Annotated in this window: 17 protein-coding genes and 2 tRNA genes; 11 read left to right on the top strand and 8 right to left on the bottom strand. The window is 58.9% G+C overall.

What is annotated here, in order from left to right:
- Positions 1-118: 118 nt before the first annotated feature.
- Positions 119-721: a CNP1-like family protein gene (locus tag ACG2K1_RS10275; protein ID WP_395429475.1), complete on the bottom strand. Its 603-nt coding sequence runs from the start codon at positions 719-721 to the stop codon at positions 119-121.
- A 133-nt stretch (positions 722-854) separates the two neighbouring features.
- On the opposite strand from ACG2K1_RS10275, the gene ACG2K1_RS10270 reads away from it, so the two are divergent.
- Positions 855-1,079: a sulfurtransferase TusA family protein gene (locus tag ACG2K1_RS10270; protein WP_009424911.1), complete on the top strand. Its 225-nt coding sequence runs from the start codon at positions 855-857 to the stop codon at positions 1,077-1,079.
- Between the two features lie 133 nt (positions 1,080-1,212).
- Here the strand turns inward: ACG2K1_RS10270 and tldD are convergent, their stop codons facing one another.
- Positions 1,213-2,703, bottom strand: a complete 1,491-nt coding sequence (tldD, locus tag ACG2K1_RS10265; protein ID WP_395429493.1) for a metalloprotease TldD — start codon at positions 2,701-2,703, stop codon at positions 1,213-1,215.
- Between the two features lie 378 nt (positions 2,704-3,081).
- Between tldD and recG the strand changes: the two genes are divergently transcribed.
- On the top strand, positions 3,082-5,121 hold the full coding sequence (gene recG, locus ACG2K1_RS10260) for an ATP-dependent DNA helicase RecG (RefSeq protein WP_395429476.1): 2,040 nt from the start codon (positions 3,082-3,084) through the stop codon (positions 5,119-5,121).
- A 162-nt stretch (positions 5,122-5,283) separates the two neighbouring features.
- Positions 5,284-6,099 (top strand): M48 family metallopeptidase, encoded by an 816-nt coding sequence (locus ACG2K1_RS10255; protein ID WP_395429477.1) that lies wholly within the window; start codon positions 5,284-5,286, stop codon positions 6,097-6,099.
- Between the two features lie 63 nt (positions 6,100-6,162).
- Here the strand turns inward: ACG2K1_RS10255 and ACG2K1_RS10250 are convergent, their stop codons facing one another.
- From ACG2K1_RS10250 to argG, 3 genes are all read right to left on the bottom strand, one after another.
- Positions 6,163-6,765 carry a hypothetical protein gene (locus ACG2K1_RS10250; protein WP_395429478.1) on the bottom strand — a complete coding sequence of 201 codons (603 nt, stop codon included), beginning with the start codon at positions 6,763-6,765 and terminating at the stop codon, positions 6,163-6,165.
- Positions 6,766-6,988: 223 nt separating this feature from the next.
- Positions 6,989-7,558 (bottom strand): GNAT family N-acetyltransferase, encoded by a 570-nt coding sequence (locus tag ACG2K1_RS10245; protein ID WP_395429479.1) that lies wholly within the window; start codon positions 7,556-7,558, stop codon positions 6,989-6,991.
- Between the two features lie 154 nt (positions 7,559-7,712).
- Positions 7,713-9,050, bottom strand: a complete 1,338-nt coding sequence (gene argG / locus ACG2K1_RS10240; RefSeq protein WP_395429480.1) for an argininosuccinate synthase — start codon at positions 9,048-9,050, stop codon at positions 7,713-7,715.
- A 135-nt stretch (positions 9,051-9,185) separates the two neighbouring features.
- Between argG and ACG2K1_RS10235 the strand changes: the two genes are divergently transcribed.
- Positions 9,186-9,524, top strand: a complete 339-nt coding sequence (locus ACG2K1_RS10235; RefSeq protein WP_395429481.1) for a DUF2750 domain-containing protein — start codon at positions 9,186-9,188, stop codon at positions 9,522-9,524.
- Between the two features lie 37 nt (positions 9,525-9,561).
- On the opposite strand, the gene ACG2K1_RS10230 is transcribed toward ACG2K1_RS10235, so the two are convergent.
- The 3 genes from ACG2K1_RS10230 to ACG2K1_RS10220 all read right to left on the bottom strand — a co-directional run bounded on the left by ACG2K1_RS10230 (position 9,562) and on the right by ACG2K1_RS10220 (position 10,979).
- Positions 9,562-9,637, bottom strand: a tRNA-Ala gene (locus ACG2K1_RS10230).
- An 8-nt stretch (positions 9,638-9,645) separates the two neighbouring features.
- A tRNA-Met gene (locus ACG2K1_RS10225) sits at positions 9,646-9,722 on the bottom strand.
- A gap of 99 nt (positions 9,723-9,821) precedes the next feature.
- Entirely contained in the window at positions 9,822-10,979 is a 1,158-nt protein-coding gene (locus tag ACG2K1_RS10220) for a class I SAM-dependent methyltransferase (RefSeq protein ID WP_009424921.1), read from the bottom strand.
- 322 nt (positions 10,980-11,301) lie between these two features.
- On the opposite strand from ACG2K1_RS10220, the gene mraZ reads away from it, so the two are divergent.
- The 7 genes from mraZ to ACG2K1_RS10185 all read left to right on the top strand — a co-directional run bounded on the left by mraZ (position 11,302) and on the right by ACG2K1_RS10185 (position 18,570).
- Positions 11,302-11,757, top strand: a complete 456-nt coding sequence (mraZ, locus tag ACG2K1_RS10215) for a division/cell wall cluster transcriptional repressor MraZ (protein ID WP_009424922.1) — start codon at positions 11,302-11,304, stop codon at positions 11,755-11,757.
- Positions 11,754-12,719, top strand: a complete 966-nt coding sequence (gene rsmH, locus ACG2K1_RS10210; RefSeq protein ID WP_395429482.1) for a 16S rRNA (cytosine(1402)-N(4))-methyltransferase RsmH — start codon at positions 11,754-11,756, stop codon at positions 12,717-12,719. The genes mraZ and rsmH overlap by 4 nt, the downstream gene beginning before the upstream one ends.
- Before the next feature lie 31 nt (positions 12,720-12,750).
- The gene (gene ftsL / locus ACG2K1_RS10205) at positions 12,751-13,011 is read left to right on the top strand and encodes a cell division protein FtsL (RefSeq protein WP_009424925.1); all 261 of its coding nucleotides are present in this window, start codon (positions 12,751-12,753) and stop codon (positions 13,009-13,011) included.
- Between the two features lie 61 nt (positions 13,012-13,072).
- Complete coding sequence (locus tag ACG2K1_RS10200) at positions 13,073-15,076, top strand: peptidoglycan D,D-transpeptidase FtsI family protein (RefSeq protein ID WP_395429483.1); 2,004 nt, start codon at positions 13,073-13,075, stop codon at positions 15,074-15,076.
- 14 nt (positions 15,077-15,090) lie between these two features.
- Positions 15,091-16,587, top strand: coding sequence for a UDP-N-acetylmuramoyl-L-alanyl-D-glutamate--2,6-diaminopimelate ligase (locus tag ACG2K1_RS10195; RefSeq protein WP_094031156.1), 1,497 nt, complete (start codon positions 15,091-15,093; stop codon positions 16,585-16,587).
- A 66-nt stretch (positions 16,588-16,653) separates the two neighbouring features.
- Positions 16,654-17,484, top strand: coding sequence for a peptidase (locus tag ACG2K1_RS10190; protein ID WP_395429484.1), 831 nt, complete (start codon positions 16,654-16,656; stop codon positions 17,482-17,484).
- 78 nt (positions 17,485-17,562) lie between these two features.
- Entirely contained in the window at positions 17,563-18,570 is a 1,008-nt protein-coding gene (locus tag ACG2K1_RS10185) for a Card1-like endonuclease domain-containing protein (protein ID WP_395429485.1), read from the top strand.
- Positions 18,571-18,680: the final 110 nt, after the last annotated feature.

Below are 18,680 nucleotides of genomic sequence, written 5' to 3'. Positions count from 1 at the left end.
GGGGTTTTGCAAAGGTTTCAATATCTGCTGTTTGCAAAAAGGCCGTCTGAAAGCGCTTGAATCTGCTTTTGACTTTGTTGCAGCTTCGCTTTCAGACGGCCTATCCGATGCGGCGGGCTCAGTCGCTTTCTTTGCGGTTTTGTCTGCCGGATGCGGCGTTTTTGCCGCCGCGTTCGTCCAGACGCCGCAGCAGTCCTTCGCGGGTTTCGGGTGTGCCGTCGTGGCACCAGATGCGGTAGAGGGTTTCGCGCACGGCGGCGGCGCTGTCGGGGCGGCCGCCGAGGTTTTGCCAGCGGGCGTTGCGGGCGGCTATCCAGCGGCGGTTGACGGGGTCGCCGTAGGCGTAGGTTTTGTAGGCGCTTTTTTTGCCTTCGCGGATGTTGAAGGAGGTGTCGGCGCAGTAGAGGGCTTCTGCGCTGATGTTGTCGGTGCCGCCGTGTTGCGGCCGCAGGTTGAGGACGTAGCGCACGGTGCGGTCGGCTGCGGGGTGGATGCTGTCGCGGCTGATGAGGAGTTGGCCGGGGTAGGTGGGGGAGACGTAGAGTTCCGTCCAGCCGTCGGCGGTGGGGAAGGGTGGCAGGGGTTCTTCGGTTTCGGTGAAGACGGCGCGGCGGCGGTCGGCTTCGGTTTCGACGTAGCGGGTGTTGTAGTCGGTTTCTTTTTCGCTGGCGTGTGCCAGCGGGGCGGCGAGGAGGAGGCTGAGCAGGAGGGTGCGGGTCATGGCTGTCCTTAGGGGTGGGAAATGCAGCGGATTGTAACACCGGCGGCAGGGTGGGCGGCGGTTTTGCGGCGGGCTGTGTGCCGCGCGGGGGCTTGGGCTATAATCCGCGGCTTTTTTGTGTGAGGAGCGTTTGATGGACGGACATTATCTGGATGTGAAGGGTTTGAAATGCCCGCTGCCGATTTTGCGTGCGAAGAAGGCGCTGGCGGCTTTGGCGAGCGGCGAGGTGCTGACGGTGGAGGCGACGGATGCGGGTGCGCCCGACGATTTTGCCGCGTTCTGCCGCCAGACGGGGCATGCCCTTTTGGCTTCGGACGAGGCGGACGGTGTGTTCCGTATGGTGTTGCGGCGCAAGTAGCGCGGATGCGGAGAGGCCGTCTGAAAACCCTGTTGCGGGGTTTCAGACGGCCTCTTTGTTTTTGTGTCGGACGGGTTTTGCTGTGCCGGACTTGGCTTTCAGAAACGTCATTCCCGCGTAGGCGGGGACGGCCTTAAATTTCGCTGCCGCCGACGGTTAAGCCCGCGTCGATACGCAGCGTGGGCTGGCCTACGCCTACGGGCACGCTTTGGCCGTCTTTGCCGCACACGCCTACGCCGCTGTCGAGCGCGGTGTCGTTGCCGATCATGGAAACGTGTTTGAGCACTTCGGGGCCGTTGCCGATGATGGTTGCGCCCTTCACGGGGTATTGCGGTTTGCCGTTTTCCACCCACCAGGCTTCCGAGGCGGAAAACACGAATTTGCCGCTGGTGATGTCGACCTGGCCGCCGCCGAAATTCACGGCGTAGATGCCTTTGCCGATGGAGGTGATGATTTCGTCCGGCCCGTAGCTGCCGTTTTCCATAAAGGTGTTGGTCATGCGCGGCATGGGGGCGGAGGCGTAGCTTTCGCGGCGGCCGTTGCCGGTGGGGGATACGCCCATCAGGCGGGCGTTGGTTTCGTCTTGCATATAGCCTACGAGGATGCCGTCTTCGATGAGGGTGGTGCGGCCGGTTTCGTTGCCTTCGTCGTCGATGTTGAGCGAGCCGCGACGGTGGGCGATGTCGCCCTGATCGACCACGGTTACGCCTTTGGCGGCCACTCGCTCGCCGATACGGCCGGAGAACACGCTGGTTTGTTTGCGGTTGAAATCGCCTTCGAGGCCGTGGCCTACGGCTTCGTGCAGCAATACGCCCGGCCAGCCGTTGCCCAAAACGACGGTCATTTCGCCAGCGGGCGCGGGACGCGATTCGAGGTTGGTGAGGGCTTGTTTGACGGCGGCTTCGACATAGCCGCGCACGCGTTCGTCGTCGAAAAATTCGAGTCCGCCGCGTCCGCCGCCGCCCGCGCTGCCCATTTCGCGCCTATCGCCCTGTTTGGCAATGACGGTGACGCTCAGGCGCACCAGAGGGCGGATGTCGGCGGCGTGTCTGCCGTCGAGGCGGGCGATGTAGACCATGTCGTATTCGCAGGCAAGCCCGGCCATGACCTGCACGATGCGCGGGTCGGCGGCTTTGGCGGTTTCTTCGATGCGGTGGAGCAGGGTGATTTTGGCGGCGGCGTCCATGCTGCGGATGGGGTCGGCATCGTCGTGGATGCGGCGGACGCTTTTTTCAGACGGCGTGTGCACGGCCGTTTCGCCGCCCGCAGCGCCGATAACGCGCACGGTTTGCGCCGAGCGGTTGACGGAATCGAGGTTCAGGCTGTCGGCGTAGGCAAAGGCGGTTTTGTCGCCCGACACGGCGCGCACGCCCGCGCCCTGGCTGATTTGGAAGCTGCCCGATTTGACCATGCCTTCTTCGAGGTGCCAGCTTTCGTAGGCGGTGCGCTGGCAGTAGATGTCGGCATAATCGACGTGGTGCGCGCCGATAAGGGCGAGGCTGCGGGCGAGGTTTTCGGCATCGAGGCCGTTGGCGGCGAGAAGGTCGCGGCGGACGGTTTGGACGGTATCTTGGTGCGGCATAAGGATTTTCGCTGTTGCGGTTGGAGCGCGATTATACGGCATTGCCACGGAGGCAGATACGCCGTTTCGCGGCCGATAATCGGCAAAAATATTCTCTTTAAAAACAGCTTTCTAAAAATAAATCGGCAAAAAATCAAAATAAATCTTGATAACCATTATTATTTGTATATAATACGCCCTACCGGCTCACCGGCCGGGTCATTAAACAACGTTATTTCAGTCGTTCATATCAACTTTCATCAACAACTTTCTTGGAGATTCCTTTATACGATTCAGCCTTTTTCCTCGATACTCAAAAACCGAACCAAAGCACGAACCCGCAGCCTGAAACTGCGGGTTTGTGCCGTTTGGCGGCCGTCTGAACGGCTTTCAGACGGCCTTGTTATATAATCCGCCGCCTCCCGCAGAAAAGCCCGCAACATGACGCCCGAAACCCGAAAACAGCTCAAAATCACCGACACCGCCGCCAAAAAGCTGGAAAAGCTCAATCTGCACACCGCTTGGGATTTGGTGCTGCACCTGCCGCTGCGCTATGAAGACGAAACCCACATCATGCCGCTGCAAGACGCGCCCGTCGGCGTACCCTGTCAGGTGGAAGGCACGGTGCTGCATCAGGAAGTCATGTTCAAACCGCGCAAGCAACTGATTGTGCAAATCGGCGACAACGCGGGCAACGTGTTGTTTTTGCGCTTTATCCATTTTTACCCGAGTCAGCAGAAGCAGCTTGCCGTCGGCAAGCGCATCCGCGCCGTGGGCGAAATCAAACACGGTTTTTACGGCGACGAGATGATTCACCCCAAAATCCGCGATGCCGAAACGAGCGGCCTCGCCGAGAGCCTCACTCCGGTTTATCCCACCGTAAACGGGCTGAACCAGCCCACCCTGCGCCGCATCATTCAGACGGCCTTAGACGACACCCCGCTGCACGACACCCTGCCCGACGCGCTGTTAGGCCGTCTGAAACTGCCGCATCTGGCCGAAAGCCTGCGCCTTTTGCACGCGCCGCCGCCGAGCCTGAGCGTGCAGCAGTTGTCCGACGGCGCACTGCCCGCATGGCAGCGGCTCAAATTCGACGAACTGCTGGCGCAGCAGCTTTCCATGCGGCTGGCTCGGCAAAAGCGCATCAGCGGTCAGGCCGCACCGCTGACCGGCAACGGCACATTGTCGCAGCCCCTGTTAAACGCACTGCCCTTCGTCCTCACCCGCGCCCAAGAAAAAGCCCTGGCCGAAATCCGGCAGGACATGGCGCAAACCTTTCCCATGCACCGTCTGTTGCAGGGCGATGTCGGCAGCGGAAAAACCATCGTCGCCGCGCTGGCCGCACTTGCCGCCGTGGAAGCCGGTGCACAAGTGGCCGTGATGGCCCCCACCGAAATCCTCGCCGAACAGCACTTTATCAAGTTCAAACAATGGTTTGAACCGCTCGGCCTCGACATCGCGTGGCTCTCGGGCAGCCAGCGCAAAAAAGCCAAAGACGAAGCCAAAGCACAGCTTTCAGACGGCCTTGCCAAAATCGCCGTCGGCACGCACGCCCTGTTTCAAGACGACGTGGCCTTTCAAAACCTCGGCCTCGTGATTGTCGACGAACAACACCGCTTCGGCGTTACCCAACGCCTCGCCCTCAAAAACAAAGGCCGCGACGTGCACCAGCTGATGATGTCCGCCACCCCCATCCCGCGCACCCTCGCCATGAGCTTTTTCGCCGACCTCGAAGTATCCGTCATCGACGAGCTGCCGCCCGGCCGCACCCCCATCCAAACCCGCCTCGTCAACAGCCTGCGCCGCGCCGAAGTCGAAGGCTACCTGCTCAATATCTGCCGCAAAGGGCAACAGGCATACTGGGTCTGCCCCCTAATTGAAGAGAGCGAAACCCTGCAACTGCAAACCGCCACCGAAACCCTGGAGCAGCTTCAGACGGCCTTGCCCGAACTCAACATCGGCCTCGTACACGGCCGCATGAAAGCCGCCGAAAAAGCCGCTGTGATGGCCGAATTTGCCGCAGGCCGTCTGAACGTACTCGTCGCCACCACCGTGATCGAAGTCGGCGTGGATGTGCCCAACGCCGCGCTGATGGTGATCGAACACGCCGAACGCATGGGCCTGGCGCAACTGCACCAACTGCGCGGGCGCGTCGGGCGCGGCGCGGCCAAAAGCGTGTGCGTCCTTTTGTTTGCCGAGCCGTTGAGCGAATTGGCCAAAGCACGGCTGAAAGTGATTTACGAGCACACCGACGGCTTTGAAATCGCCCGCCAAGACCTCAACATCCGCGGCCCCGGCGAATTTCTCGGCGCACGCCAGAGCGGCGTACCCATGCTGCGCTTCGCCAACTTGGAACAGGATTTGCACCTGTTGGAACACGCCCGCGACATCGCCCCGCAGTTAATCGAACAGAATCCCGACATCGTCAAAGCCCATTTGGACAGATGGCTCGCCAGCCGCGCCGCCTACATGGGCGCGTAAACGGCAAGAGACCGTCTGAAAAAGCGTTTTCACCTTTTCAGACGGCCTCATTGTGCACGGTATCCGGCCAATCCCGTAGGTCGGATTCTCGAATCCGACAACCGTTGGCAAAACGGCAAAGGCCGTCTGAAACCCGTGCGGCGTTTTTTTGACGTTGGCACAATGTCGGATACAAGTATCCGACCTGCATGCGCGCGTAAACGCAAGAGGCCGTCTGAAAACGCGTTTCCGGCTTTTCAGACGGCCTCAAATACCGAATATGAAAACAGAAAACCCGTCATTACCGAATTCATCCACCATCTCGACGGCCGCCCCGTGCGCATTGCCGTGCGCTTTGCCGCCAAGAAAAACATCATCCTGCGCCCGCTTGCCGCCGATGCGCTGCGCGTCAGCGCGCCCAAATGGCTGGGGCGGCGCGGCTTGCAAGACTGGCTGGCGCAAAACGGCGAAACACTGCGGCGGACGCTGGCGCGTTGGCAGGAGCTGCCGTCTGAAAACCTTTCAGACGGCCTGCCGCAGGCGGTGTGGCTGCACGGCAGGCTGACGCAAGTGGCAACCGATGCGGGCGTGGCGGAGGCGGTGTTTGACGGGCGGCGGATTCTGCTGCCGCCGATCGGCGCGGCCGCACAAAGGCGGCTGCTGAAAGACGCGCTGTACGCCTGCGCCGCGCAAACCCTGCCGCCGCGCCTGTGGGCGCACGCAGGCCGTCTGAACCTGCGCCCCGCCGCCGCCGCACTCACCGACGCCAAAACCTTTTGGGGCGTGTGCCGCGCGCGCACGGGCATCCGCCTCAACTGGCGGCTGGTCGGCGCGCCCGATTTCGTCGCCGACTATGTCTGCGTGCACGAACTCTGCCACCTGCCGCACCCGAACCACAGCGCGGCGTTTTGGGAACTGGTTTCCCGCCACACGCCGCACACGCAGGCGGCGAAAGACTGGCTCAAACGGCACGGGCGCGAGCTGTTTGCGCTGGGCTAGGGGCTGTCGACATTTGGTATTGCGGCGGCTTTCTGACGCAAAATCCGCTTCGCAAACCAATTGTCAACAGCCCCTGGGGCGTGTTGCCGCAGTGGGAGCGGGGATGGAAAAGAGGCCGTCTGAAAAGGGTTTCAGACGGCCTTCGGTTTGATGCTCCTGTTTGCGCGCAAGCCGTTTGTAGCGGCGGACAAACCAGATCAGCGGCGGGGTAAACAGCAGCAGGATAAGCGGCTGGCGGCGCAGTTGCGACTGTTCGCGCTCGAAAACGGCGGTTTGTTCTTCGTAGCGGTATACGGCGGTGTTGCCGACGCTCATTTCGTAGAGCCGGCCGCCGTAGTAGCGGACGCGGGCGGTTTGGCCTGCGTGGCGGTAGGCACGGGTGCAGCTGTCTTTGTCAACCGTTTGGCAGTAAAGGTGCAGGTCTTCCGCGGCAGGCAGGTAGCAGAATCTGACGCGGTTGCTGCCGCTGCATTCGGGGGCTTGGGGCACGGTAAATTCGATGGTGGAAAGCCGGTCGCGCGGGATGCGGTAGTCGGCGGTGTAGTAATCGGCGTAGATCAGGATGTCCATGCCCTGTATCAGCCAGATCCCGACGAGCAAACCGGTCAGGTAGTTGCCGATGCCGGCAGGTGATGCGTCCTGCCCGCGTTTCAGCCGACGCGCCACGATAAAGCCGTGCAGGGCGCAAAAGGCGGTGAGGGCGCTCCATGCCGGCCAGGTAGCGGGAGGGTCGGGGAGGGCAAGCTGAAAGATGCAGGCGGAAACGGCTGCATAGAGTAGAAGCAGGAAGTTGAGCTTGTTTGAGTGTGACGGTCATGGCGGGGCTTTCGGTTGGCAGTTTGGAGGCCGTCTGAAAAAGGTTTCAGACGGCCTTTGCTTGATCTGTACGTCAGCCAAACGCCGCCAGTTTTGCTTCCAGCGCAGCTTTGGCCTGCGGCCATTCTTCACGCAGCATGCTGTAAACCACGGTGTCGCGCACACTGCCGTCTTTACGCAGTTTGTGGCGGCGCAGGATGCCGTCTTTTTTGGCACCCAGCCGTTCGATGGCGCTTTGCGAGGCGGTGTTGAGGATGTCGGTCTGCCAGCCGACACAGGTGCAGCCGAGAGTGTCGAAGGCGTAATCCAGCAGCATGAGTTTGCAGCAGGTGTTGATGCGGGTGCGCTGCGCGGAGCGGGCGTACCAGGTGTAGCCGATGTCGGCACGGGGGACGGCGGGGTCGGTGTTGTAGAGCGAGGTGCTGCCGACGATGCGGCCACTGTCTTCGTCGATAACGGCAAAGGCGGTGCGTGTTTGCAGGGCGGTTTGGATATAGGCTGCCACTTGATCGGATGCGGGTGCGGTGGTGACTAAAAGCTCCCAGATGTTGCCGTCGCACACGGCTTCGCGCAGGGCGGTTTCGTGTTGCGGGGCGAGGGGTTCGAGGCGGACGCGGTTCAGACGCAGGGTGGGGGTGTTCATGGGTTTTCCTTGGTGTGCGTTTGTTTGTATGGGGGGATGTGGAAACGATGTTTTCAGACGGCCTTTCATATTTGAAAAAGCAGCCTGAAAGCGAGCTTGCGAGCTTCTGCGAAGCTAAAACCGTTTCCCCGTTTCAGGCTGCCTTATGGGCGTTTTATTTGTTATCCAACTTTGGCAATACCGAGCCTTCGCCCAGTTGCAACAATCCGCTTTGCGAGTAGATGCCGAGTTTGGCGCGGGTGTCGGTGATGTCGAGGTTGCGCATGGTGAGCTGGCCGATGCGGTCGAGCGGGGTGAAGGCGGCGTCTTTGACTTTTTCCATGCTCAGGCGTTCGGGCTGGTAAGTGAGGTTGGGCGATTCGGTGTTGAGAATCGAGTAGTCGTTGCCGCGACGCAGTTCGAGCGTTACTTCGCCTGTAATCGCGCGGGCAACCCAGCGTTGGGCGGTTTCGCGCAGCATCAGCGCTTGGCTGTCAAACCAGCGGCCTTGGTAGAGCAAGCGTCCCAAGCGCAGGCCGTTGATGCGGTATTGCTCGATGGTGTCTTCGTTGTGGATGCCGGTTACCAGGCGTTCGTAGGCGATGTGGAACAAGGCCATGGCGGGGGCTTCGTAGATGCCGCGCGATTTGGCTTCGATGATGCGGTTTTCGATTTGGTCACTCATGCCCAGGCCGTGGCGGCCGCCGATGCGGTTGGCTTCGAGGAAAAGTTCTACGGGGTCGGCGTATTCTTTGCCGTTGAGGGAGACGGGGACGCCTTCTTCAAAGCGCACGGACACGGTTTCGGCTTTGATTTCAATGTTTTCGTCCCAAAAGGCGACGCCCATAATGGGTTTGACGATTTTGACGCTGCTGTTAAGGAACTCCAAATCTTTGGCTTCGTGCGTCGCGCCGAGCATGTTGGAATCGGTGGAATAGGCTTTTTCGACGGACATTTTGTAGTTGAAGCCGTTGGCAATCAGGAACTCGCTCATTTCGTGGCGGCCGCCGAGTTCGTCGATAAATTGCTGGTCCAGCCAGGGTTTGTAGATTTTCAGCGCGGGGTTGGTGAGCAGGCCGTAGCGGTAGAAGCGTTCGATGTCGTTGCCCTTGTAGGTGCTGCCGTCGCCCCAGATGTTGACGTTGTCTTCTTTCATGGCGGAAACCAGCATGGTGCCGGTTACAGCGCGGCCGAGCGGGGTTGTGTTGAAATAGGGCATGCCGCCGGTGGACACGTGAAACGCGCCGCACTGGATGGCGGCGATGCCCTCGTGGGCAAGCTGGGCGCGGCAGTCGATCAGGCGGGCGTTCTGTGCGCCGTATTCCAGCGCTTTTTTCGGGATGGCGTCGTAGTCGGATTCGTCGGGCTGGCCGAGGTTGGCGGTGTAGGCGTAGGGCAGCGCTCCTTTGAGTTTCATCCACAACAGGGCGGCGGAGGTGTCCAGCCCGCCGGAAAAGGCGATGCCGACTTTTTGGCCGACGGGGAGGGATTGGAGGATGGTGGCGGTGGTCATGCTTGATCCTTTGCAGTTGTTGGGAAAACGGCGATTGTACCGCAGGCGGCGGGGTTGAGGCCGTCTGAAAATGCTGTTATACGTTTTCAGACGGCCTCTATGGCTGTTGGCAGGCGTCAATACAGGAGAGGGAAAATGGCTTTTATCCACCCGAATAAGCCGGCAAATTTGCTGGCGATGGATGCGCGGACGCGTTATGAATATTTTGTGCGCAAGGTGGTGGATTTTGGGGCGGTGTGGCTGTTGGAAGACGGTGCGGGCGGTGTCCGTGTGGTCGGATCTGACGGCAGGGCGGTGTGCCTGTATCCGGAAGAGGCGGTGGCGGAAGCCTTGGGCGGGGCGGGCTTTTCCGTCCGTCAAATGACGCTGTGTGCTTTTCTCGTGTGGCTGGACGCTTTGGCAGGGCAGGGGATGCGGTGTGCGGTGTTTCCAAACGGGGACGGCGATGCGGTTTCCTGTGCACTCAGGCAGTAAAAAAGGCTTGGTTTTTAAACCAAGCCTTTGTGTTGTCTGGTGGAGGTAAGCGGGATCGAACCGCTGACCTCTTGCATGCCATGCAAGCGCTCTACCAACTGAGCTATACCCCCGAATTTTTTGGTGGCGAATCAGGGACTCGAACCCCGGACACAAGGATTATGATTCCTCTGCTCTAACCGACTGAGCTAATTCGCCGTGAAGTGAAGCCGTGATTATACGGCTTTTTTCTGCTCGGGCAACCGCTTTTTCAAGGCTTTTTCTTTTCCGATTGATTTTAATCGTTAAAAAACCGCTTCACAGTTTGTGGCAGATGTCGCCGCGGGCAAAGCCCTGCCAGTCGACGCCGATATTGCGGCCGAAGGCGATAACTTTGAACAGCTCGCCCATTTCGTGCGGCATCAGGAGCTTTTGCAGGGCGGAGGCCGTCTGAACGTAGGCGGGGGAGTCGGGCGGCAGGTTTTGCCGTTCGAGCAGTTCGGTAATGCCGAGGTTGAGCAGGAAATCGGCCTGTGTGGTGTAGCCGATCAAATCCAATCCGCCGTCGGTGCCGGCTTGTGCGGTGTCGGTGAAATTGACGTGGGCGGTGAGGTCGGTGAGGCCGACGCGAAAAAACGGGTCGTGCACGGTGTGGTGGCGGTAGTGGCCGATGAGCGTGCCTTCGTTGCGCTGCGGATGGTAATACTGGGCGGCATCGAAACCGTAGTCGATGAAGATGATGCCGCCGCGCGTGAGGCGTTCGGCCAGCGTGCGTACGAACGCGTATTGTGCGGGATGCAGCTCACCGGTGTAAGGCTCTGCGTCAGGGAAATATTGCGCGGCGGCTTGCAGCAGGGCAGGGCGGGTAAGCGGCGATGTGCGGCGGACAAACTGCCCGTTTTCCAAGCCGACGCCGATTTGCCAAAAGCAGCCGTGTTCGCGGCGCACGAGTTCCACGGGCATGGCATCGAGTACTTCGTTGCCGATAACGATGCCGTCGACGGTATCGGGTAAGGCGTTGAGGTGGACGACTTTGGCGGCGGCTTCGGGGGTGGTGTTGTCGGCGATGAACTGGCGTTGCCGTTCGGCCAAGTCGGGCGAGAGTTCGACGATGTAATAGCGGTTGAGGCCGTCTGAAAGGCTGTTGAGCAGCGTGGCGGCCAACTCGCCCGTGCCTGCGCCGAATTCGTAAACGTTGCCGGCGGTTTGTGGCAGCAGGGCGGCGATTTGGCGGGCTAGGGTTTGGCCGAACAGCGGGGTGAGTGTAGGCGCGGTAACAAAGTCGCCCTGTGCGCCGATTTTGTGCGCACCGCCTGTGTAGTAGCCGTATTGCGGGGCGTAGAGGGCGAGTTCCATAAAGCGGGAAAAGGGGATGAGGCCGTCTGAAAGGGCGATTTCTTCTCGGATGGTTTGTTTGAGGCGTTCGGAAGATTCGAGGGCTTCTGCGGAGGGTTCGGGAAGGTTTGCGGCGGTCATGGTTAACTTGTGTAAAAATGAAATGGCAATCGCGATGATTGACGGTGTAAAAGTGCGGGGCGTTACTGTTTCGTCGGTATGCGGCGAAATGTTAAGTGCGTGTATTTTATACGGGAAGGCGGTGCGGGTGGTATGACAAGGCATTGCGCTCTTGTGCGGAGGCTGGTTCGGGCTACCTTTAAGTATCTGTTCCTTATTTTGTTTTCCCAATTTTTCCGTTTGACCGTATGCCGTGTTTTTATTTATAGTACGGCCTGAGTGGGGGAAAGTGGTGCAAAGTGTGTCAATTTTCCCTGGTTGAAGAATTTTTCGGGCGCGTTTTATGTTTGGCGGCATTCACGATTTAAATATCGACAGCAAAGGACGGTTGGCGGTTCCCGCCAAGTTCCGTGATTTGCTGCTGCGCAAATACACGCCCGCACTGGTTGCCACGCTGGAAAACCGCGAGCGGCTGCTGCTTTATCCCGAAAGCGTTTGGGAGCAGGAAGCGCAGCGGCTGATGTCGGTAAACGTGGCGGGCAACGCCAAACTTTCGGCGTGGCGCGATTTGCTGCTCAACAATGCCGAAGTGATGGAAATGGATGCGGCGGGGCGGATTCTGCTGCCCGCCAACCTGCGCCGCAAAGTGCAGCTTGATAAGGAAGTGGCGCTGACGGGCAGGGTCAACCGTTTGGAGCTGTGGGACAGGGAGGTGTTCCACGCCAAAGACGATGCCGCGCTCGATATCGATCCCGAAGAGCTGGATTTCGAGCTGGGTCAGATAGGATTTCAGCTGTGAGCGGCGAAACGTTTTCCCATGTCACCGTTTTGTTGAACGAAGCGGTGGATGCGCTGAACGTGGTTTCAGATGGCATCTATGTTGATGGAACTTTTGGACGCGGCGGACACTCCCGCCTGATTTTGTCCAAGCTCGGCGAAAACGGCCGCTTGATTGTGTTCGACAAGGACCCGCAGGCGGTTGCCGTGGCGCAGGAATTGGCGCGGCAGGACAGCCGCGTCAGCGTGGTGCACGACGGTTTTTCCTCTTTTCAGACGGCCTTGGATGCGCTGGGTATCGGAAAAATAGACGGTGCGCTGTTCGATTTGGGCATTTCGTCGCCGCAGATAGACGACGGTTCGCGCGGATTCAGCTTCCGCTTCGATGCGCCCCTGGATATGCGGATGGACACCACGCGCGGCATGTCGGCGGCGCAGTGGCTGGCAGTTGCCGATGAAAACGAAATTTGCGAGGTAATCAGGAATTATGGTGAAGAGCGGTTTGCTCGCCCGATTGCGCGCGCCATTGTCGCGCAGCGCGGCGAAAATCCTGTCGATACAACCGGCAAGCTGGCGCGTATCGCGGCGCAAAACGTCCGTACTCGCGAGCGCGGCCAAGATCCGGCGACGCGGACGTTTCAGGCCGTTCGGATTTTCATCAACCGTGAGCTTGAAGAAATAGAAGCGGTGCTGCCGCAGGCGGCAGGCCGTCTGAAAAACGGCGGCAGGCTGGCGGTGATTGCCTTCCATTCCTTGGAGGACCGCATTGTCAAACAATTTTTCAAACGGTATTCCGCCCACGAGCCGCTGCCCAAATGGGCGATGGTGCGCGATGCGGATCTGCCGCAGCCGCCGCTGAAAACGGTCGGAAAACCTGTGAAGGCGTCGGAAGGCGAAGTGGCGGCCAATCCGCGCGCCCGTTCGGCGGTGCTGAGGGTGGCGGAGCGTACGGAAGGCGCATTCGGCGGCCGTGAGGCCGTCTGAAAACCAACAGAGTTTGCGGAAGCAAAAACGGATGAACTATATCAATATCGCATTGCTGGTGCTGGCGCTCGGATCGGGCTTTGCCGTCGTCTCCCAGCAAAACCGCGCCCGCCAGCAGCATATCGAGCTGGCGGAGGCGGAAAAGCAGCAGCAGGAGCTGGAAAAGGATTTCGCCCGCCTGCAACTCAAACAGGCGGAATTGTCGAACCACCGGCTGGTCAGACAGGCCGCCGCCCAAGCAGGGCTCGCGCCGCCGCAGGCCGCCGACACCCGAGTGGTGGAAACCGAATAACAACAAAAACCGGCCTGTGCCGGACACGCAGAGAAAATTCCCACAAGAAAGCAGTAGCAGTATGTTGATTAAGAACGAATACAAGCCGAAGATGCTGCCCGGGCAGGAAAAGAGCAAAAAGCCGGTTACCAGCAACGGGCGGATTTATTTCATGCTCGGCGCGCTGGGCGCCGGTTTTCTTGCGCTGATCGGACGCGGCCTGTATCTGCAGACTTCGCATCACGAATTCCTCACCGAAGAAGGCAACAAACGCTTCGTGCGCACCGTGAAGCTGCCCGCCGCGCGCGGCCTGATCAGCGACCGCAACGGCGCGCGCCTGGCATTGAGCGCGCCCGCCGAATCCCTGTATGCCATCCCTTCCGAAGCCAATCTCACGGCCGAAGAAATCGAAACCCTTTCCGAGATGATCGACGTGCCCGCCGACATCATCAGCGAGCGCCTCGACAGAAAAAGCACCGTTTCCTATATCGCACGCCGTCTGAAACCCGATACCGTCGCAGCCGTGAAAGCGCTCGGCATCGACGGCCTGAAATTCCGCGACGACAAAGAAAAAGACGGCACGCCTTCCGGCACGCAGTCGCTCTACGTGCGCCCGGGCGAATTGGCCGTGCTGCCCGACGATGCCAAGCTGCAAGAGCTGGCCGACGTGCTCAATCCCGCCATCCAGTCCAAACTCGACAAAAAAAGCGTCGAAGTGCTCAAAGCCGATATGGGCAAAAAAATCGACTTCGTGTTTCTCAAACGCCAGTTGAAACCCGAAACCGCCAAGCGGATTGCCGCCTTGAAAATCAAAGGTCTGGCTTTCCAGCAGGAGCCGCAGCGGCACTATCCGGGCGGCAGCCTGTTCGCGCAGATCATCGGCTTCACCAATATCGACGGCAAAGGCCAGGAAGGCTTGGAATTGTCGCGCGAAAAAGAACTGCACGGCCGCGACGGCCGCAAAGTCGTGCTGCGCGACAACAAAGGCCACATCGTCGACAGCATGGAAGACGGCGGCAGCCGGGCGCCGCACGATGGCCGCGACATCGTTTTATCGGTCGACCAGCGCATCCAAACCCTGGCCTACGAAGAGCTGACCAAAGCTGTGGCACACCACCAGGCCAAAGCGGGCAGCGCCGTCGTGCTCGATGCCCGCACGGGCGAAATCCTCGCCATGGTCAACGGCCCGTCCTACGATCCGAACGAACCGGGCGAAGCCGACAGCGACCAGCGCCGCAACAGAGCCGTGACCGATATGTACGAATTCGGCTCGGTACTCAAACCCTTCCCCATCGCCAAAGCGCTGGACGACGGAAAAATCAACCCGCGCTCCCAGTTCAACACCCAGCCGTACAGCATCAGCGGTCATCCCGTGCGCGACACCCACCTGTATCCCTCGCTCGACGTGCGCGGCATCATGCAGAAATCGTCCAACGTCGGTACCAGCAAAATCTCGCTGATGTACGACGCCGAAGACATGTACGACTACTACCGCAGCCTCGGTTTCAAAACCAAGCCCGATATCGGCTTCCCCGGCGAAGCCGCAGGGCAGCTGCGCAACTGGAAAAACTGGGGCAAATTCGACCAGGCTACCATGTCCTTCGGCTACGGAATGCAGATGAGCCTGCTGCAACTGGCGCGCGCCTACACCGTGCTGACCGCCGACGGCCGCCTGATGCCGCTTTCGATTGAAAAACTCGACGGCGCACCCGACGGCGAACGCATCCTCAAACCCGACACCGCCAAAGCCATGCGCAAAATCATGGTTGCTGTTACCGAAAAAGGCGGCACGGGCACGGCGGGTGCGGTTGAAGGCTTCGACGTCGGCGCGAAAACCGGCACGGCGCAGAAAGTCGTCGGCAGGGGCTATGCCCGCGACAAACACATCGGCACGTTTATCGGCTTCGCTCCGGCGGACAAACCGCGCGTTATCGTTGCTGTTGCCATCGACGAGCCGCGCGCCAACGGCTACTACGGCGGCATCGTCGCCGGTCCGGTCTTCAAAGGCATCATGTCGGGCAGCCTCAACATCCTCGGCGTCACGCCCACCAAGCCCGTAAAAGCCGCCGTGCCCGCTGCCGGATAAGGAAACCAGCCATCATGTTCAGCGATTCGAACCCGCCGGTGGAAACCGGCTTTCCGCCTCTGCTGTGTGAAAACGCAGCAGGGCGTTTGTTGCATTCGGACAGCCGCCAAATCAAGCGCGGCGATATTTTCGTCGCCTGCCAGGGCGAATATTCAGACGGCCGCAGCTACATTTCCGCCGCGATTGCCAATGGCGCGGCGTTTGTGTTTTGGGACGACGACGGCGCGTTCCAATGGAATCCCGAGTGGAACGTGCCCAATCAGGGCATCAAAGACTTGAAACACCGCGCGGGCATCCTCGCCGCGCAAGTGTACGGCAACCTTTCAGACGGCCTCAAAGTCTGGGGCGTAACCGGTACCAACGGCAAAACCTCGATTACCCAATGGCTCGCGCAGGCGGCAGATTTGCTCGGCGACAAAACCGCGATTATCGGTACGGTGGGCAACGGCTTTTGGGGCGCGCTCGAAGACACCACCCACACCACACCTGCGCCGGTGGAAGTGCAAACCCTGCTGCACCGTTTCCGCGAACAGGGCGCAACCGCCGCCGCGATGGAAGTGTCCAGCCACGGCCTCGACCAAGCCCGCGTCAACGGTACGGCTTTTCAGACGGCCGTGTTTACCAACCTCACGCGCGACCATCTCGACTACCACGGCACAATGGAAGCCTACGGCGCAATCAAATCACGCCTGTTTTACTGGCGCGGCCTGAAACACGCCGTGATTAATTCAGACGACCCCTACGGCGCAGAGTTGATAGGCCGTCTGAAAGCCGACCGCCCCGATTTGGCCGTGTACGGCTACGGTTTCGGCGAACAAGCCGACATCCGCATCACAGGGTTTGCCGCCGCTTCAGACGGCATGGAAGTTGCCCTCGACACGCCGTGGGGCAAAGGCAGTGTCAAAACCCGCCTCTTGGGGCGGTTCAACGCGCAAAACCTCGCCGCCTGCGTGGGCGTATTGTGTGCCGACGGTTATCCGCTCGATAAAGTCTTGGCCGCGCTCGCGCAAATCCGCCCCGCTACCGGCCGCATGGACTGCATCATCGAAAGCGGCAAGCCGCTGGTGGTGGTCGATTACGCCCACACGCCCGACGCGCTGGAAAAAGCCCTCGCCACCCTGCAGGAAATCAAACCGCAGGGCGCGGCCTTGTGGTGCGTGTTCGGCTGCGGCGGCAACCGCGACCGGGGCAAACGCCCATTGATGGGCGCGGCGGCGGTGCAGGGTGCGGACAAAGTCGTCGTCACCAGCGACAACCCACGCATGGAAAATCCTAACGACATCATCGCCGACATCCTGCCCGCCGTATCCGCGCCCGAGCGTGTCGAAGCCGACCGCCGCGCCGCCATCGAATTTGCCGTGCAGCACGCCGCAAGTGCCGACATCATCCTGATTGCCGGCAAAGGCCACGAAACCTACCAAGACGTGCAGGGCGTGAAACACCATTTTTCCGACTTTGAAATTGCCCAAGCGGCGCTGGCAAACGGCAGTAAAAGCAAAAAGGCCGTCTGAAAGCTGCAAAACCCTTTTCAGACGGCCTTTCTTATGGCGGAGGCCGTCTGAAAACAGGAGTCAGCAATGAACATGAAAAAACTGGTCAAACTCAGCAATATCATCGGCATCGTCTCGGTGCTGCTGCTGGTGTACTGGGTGTTTGCCTTCATACTGGCGCAGGTGTTCGGCCTCAAAGTGTTTCGCGAACACATCACCGAAATGTTCGCCATGAGCGTGCTGGGCATCATCGCCCTGATGGCGGGCGCGCTGATGCTCAACATCATGCTGAACCTGACCCGCATTGCCGAGCGCAATCAGGAAACGGCGGTGGCGGGCGGCAAAAAAACGGCGTGGCTGCTGCTGGCTCTGTTTCCCCTGCTGGCCGCGCTGCTGTTTGGCGGCAACTACCTTTCCGAACAGCGCAAGCAGCGGATTCTGCTGCAATCGGCCGAGCGCATCGTGCAAAGCGGCGACACGGCTTCTTTGGCCGACTACCGCTTCGATCTGCCCTACATCCTGCAAACGGCCGACACGCTCAAACTGATGGAAAAGGAAAACACCGCCTTTCGCAACGTTTTCCTGATCACGCCGGACACCATCGGCGGCAAACCCGTTTACCTGGCCTTTTACGACGAGGCCGACAGCTACCGCAACCTAGCCGACATGCAGCCCGCCGCCGACGGTTTCACCGCCAAAGAGCGGGACAACGTCAAAACCGTGCGCAAAATCGACCACGTCTACACCACCGACCCCGCCGACCGCGCCTACCTGCAACAAGCCTTCGCCGGCCGCGAAGGCAGCCGCTTCCGTGCCGACGGCGGCAACTACACCCTGTACTACCCCTACCGCAAAAACGGCAAAACCGTCGTCCTTGTTTTTTCCGATTACCAGCGGTACGGCAAAATCGGCAGCTAGGGCATTTGAGGCCGTCTGAAAAACATATTTGATATATTCATTAACTGTAAAATCCAAAATAATAGGGAAAGAGAACCGATGGGTATTCACCGCTGTAACAAATGCGGCTATATGGCCGAACATCCGTATCAGCCTCAAATGGCTGATATTTCCTGCCCGCAGTGCAAGTCGCCTGTAAAAGTTTACGATACGCTGTTTTTTGTGAAAAAACTCTTGGAGCGTTATTTTTCAGTGAACCGCGAATTACAGGCTTTGAAGCAGCAAGGCGAAACTGATGAAGCAAATCAGGCCGACCAAGAGCAAACCGATCAGGGCAATCTACTGGTCGGTGTAAATCTTTCTGCAACCGATATTTTGGCTACATCGGAGCAGCATGAGCCTTTGAAACGTTGGTTTGCTCAAAATAATATTGTTGCCGAGTTTGATTTTTCAGCAGTGGATATGAGCGGTTATTTTGATGAAGCTGCCGATGTTTTAGGCAGCAAATATCATCTGACAAAAGATATTCTGAGCCGTATTGGCTGGGCATACAGGAACAACCATACGGGTATCAGTTTGGATTTGGGAAAAATGAGCCAAAAAGACGGGCAGGCTATCAATAATCTTTGCCGCCAATTTTACAGCCATACCCTGTTTTCCAAGTATTTCTACCAAAAGCAGGACAAAATTGTTCGCTTGAATCTGCAAAGTGCTACTTTGATCAAACATTTTTTCAATGGAGGATGGCTGGAATGGTTTGCATTGGGAAAAATGTTGGCAGAGGCAAAGCACAGAGGAAAGTCTTATGTTTTTTCTTGCGCCCGCAACGTCAAAATCCAATTTGGCAATGAAGACCGACATGAGTTGGATGTTGTGTTTCTGCCAAGTGGGAAGCAACCTGTGGTTATCGAGTGCAAATCAGGTGAGTTTAGAAAAGACATCGAAAAATATGTACGTTTGAAAAAACGGCTGAATCTGGCTGATGATAATTTTATTATTTTGGTAGCCGATTTGGACAATACACAAGCAGCCGCGTTAAGCAGTATGTATGGACTGACGTTTACTACGCCTAAGAATCTGATGGAACATTTGCGGATAATAATGTGAGCTTTGAGATTGCCTGAAACGGGATTCCGAGAAAAATATGGATACGGTCAAACTAACGGAAAGCGACAATCCGCGTAAATACTGAAGTGTATTGAAAACCCGTTTGAAAA

Source organism: Neisseria sp. 23W00296, assembly GCF_044772855.1.
In the GTDB taxonomy this organism is placed as follows: Bacteria; Pseudomonadota; Gammaproteobacteria; order Burkholderiales; family Neisseriaceae; genus Neisseria.
Note: the sequence above shows the minus strand (reverse complement) of the source record. Positions and strands in the feature narration are given on the sequence as shown.

Excerpts from the sequence above, each read along its gene's own strand:
- ACG2K1_RS10220 (WP_009424921.1), bottom strand. The coding sequence starts at position 10,979 with ATGACCGCCGCAAACCTTCCCGAACCCTCCGCAGAAGCCCTCGAATCT.
- ACG2K1_RS10190 (WP_395429484.1), top strand. The coding sequence starts at position 16,654 with ATGAACATGAAAAAACTGGTCAAACTCAGCAATATCATCGGCATCGTC.
- ACG2K1_RS10235 (WP_395429481.1), top strand. The coding sequence starts at position 9,186 with ATGGCTTTTATCCACCCGAATAAGCCGGCAAATTTGCTGGCGATGGAT.
- ftsL (WP_009424925.1), top strand. The coding sequence starts at position 12,751 with ATGAACTATATCAATATCGCATTGCTGGTGCTGGCGCTCGGATCGGGC.
- mraZ (WP_009424922.1), top strand. The coding sequence starts at position 11,302 with ATGTTTGGCGGCATTCACGATTTAAATATCGACAGCAAAGGACGGTTG.
- ACG2K1_RS10185 (WP_395429485.1), top strand. The coding sequence starts at position 17,563 with ATGGGTATTCACCGCTGTAACAAATGCGGCTATATGGCCGAACATCCG.
- argG (WP_395429480.1), bottom strand. The coding sequence starts at position 9,050 with ATGACCACCGCCACCATCCTCCAATCCCTCCCCGTCGGCCAAAAAGTC.
- ACG2K1_RS10245 (WP_395429479.1), bottom strand. The coding sequence starts at position 7,558 with ATGAACACCCCCACCCTGCGTCTGAACCGCGTCCGCCTCGAACCCCTC.
- ACG2K1_RS10275 (WP_395429475.1), bottom strand. The coding sequence starts at position 721 with ATGACCCGCACCCTCCTGCTCAGCCTCCTCCTCGCCGCCCCGCTGGCA.
- ACG2K1_RS10255 (WP_395429477.1), top strand. The coding sequence starts at position 5,284 with ATGTCGGATACAAGTATCCGACCTGCATGCGCGCGTAAACGCAAGAGG.
- ACG2K1_RS10195 (WP_094031156.1), top strand. The coding sequence starts at position 15,091 with ATGTTCAGCGATTCGAACCCGCCGGTGGAAACCGGCTTTCCGCCTCTG.
- ACG2K1_RS10270 (WP_009424911.1), top strand. The coding sequence starts at position 855 with ATGGACGGACATTATCTGGATGTGAAGGGTTTGAAATGCCCGCTGCCG.
- recG (WP_395429476.1), top strand. The coding sequence starts at position 3,082 with ATGACGCCCGAAACCCGAAAACAGCTCAAAATCACCGACACCGCCGCC.
- tldD (WP_395429493.1), bottom strand. The coding sequence starts at position 2,703 with ATGCCGTATAATCGCGCTCCAACCGCAACAGCGAAAATCCTTATGCCG.
- ACG2K1_RS10200 (WP_395429483.1), top strand. The coding sequence starts at position 13,073 with ATGTTGATTAAGAACGAATACAAGCCGAAGATGCTGCCCGGGCAGGAA.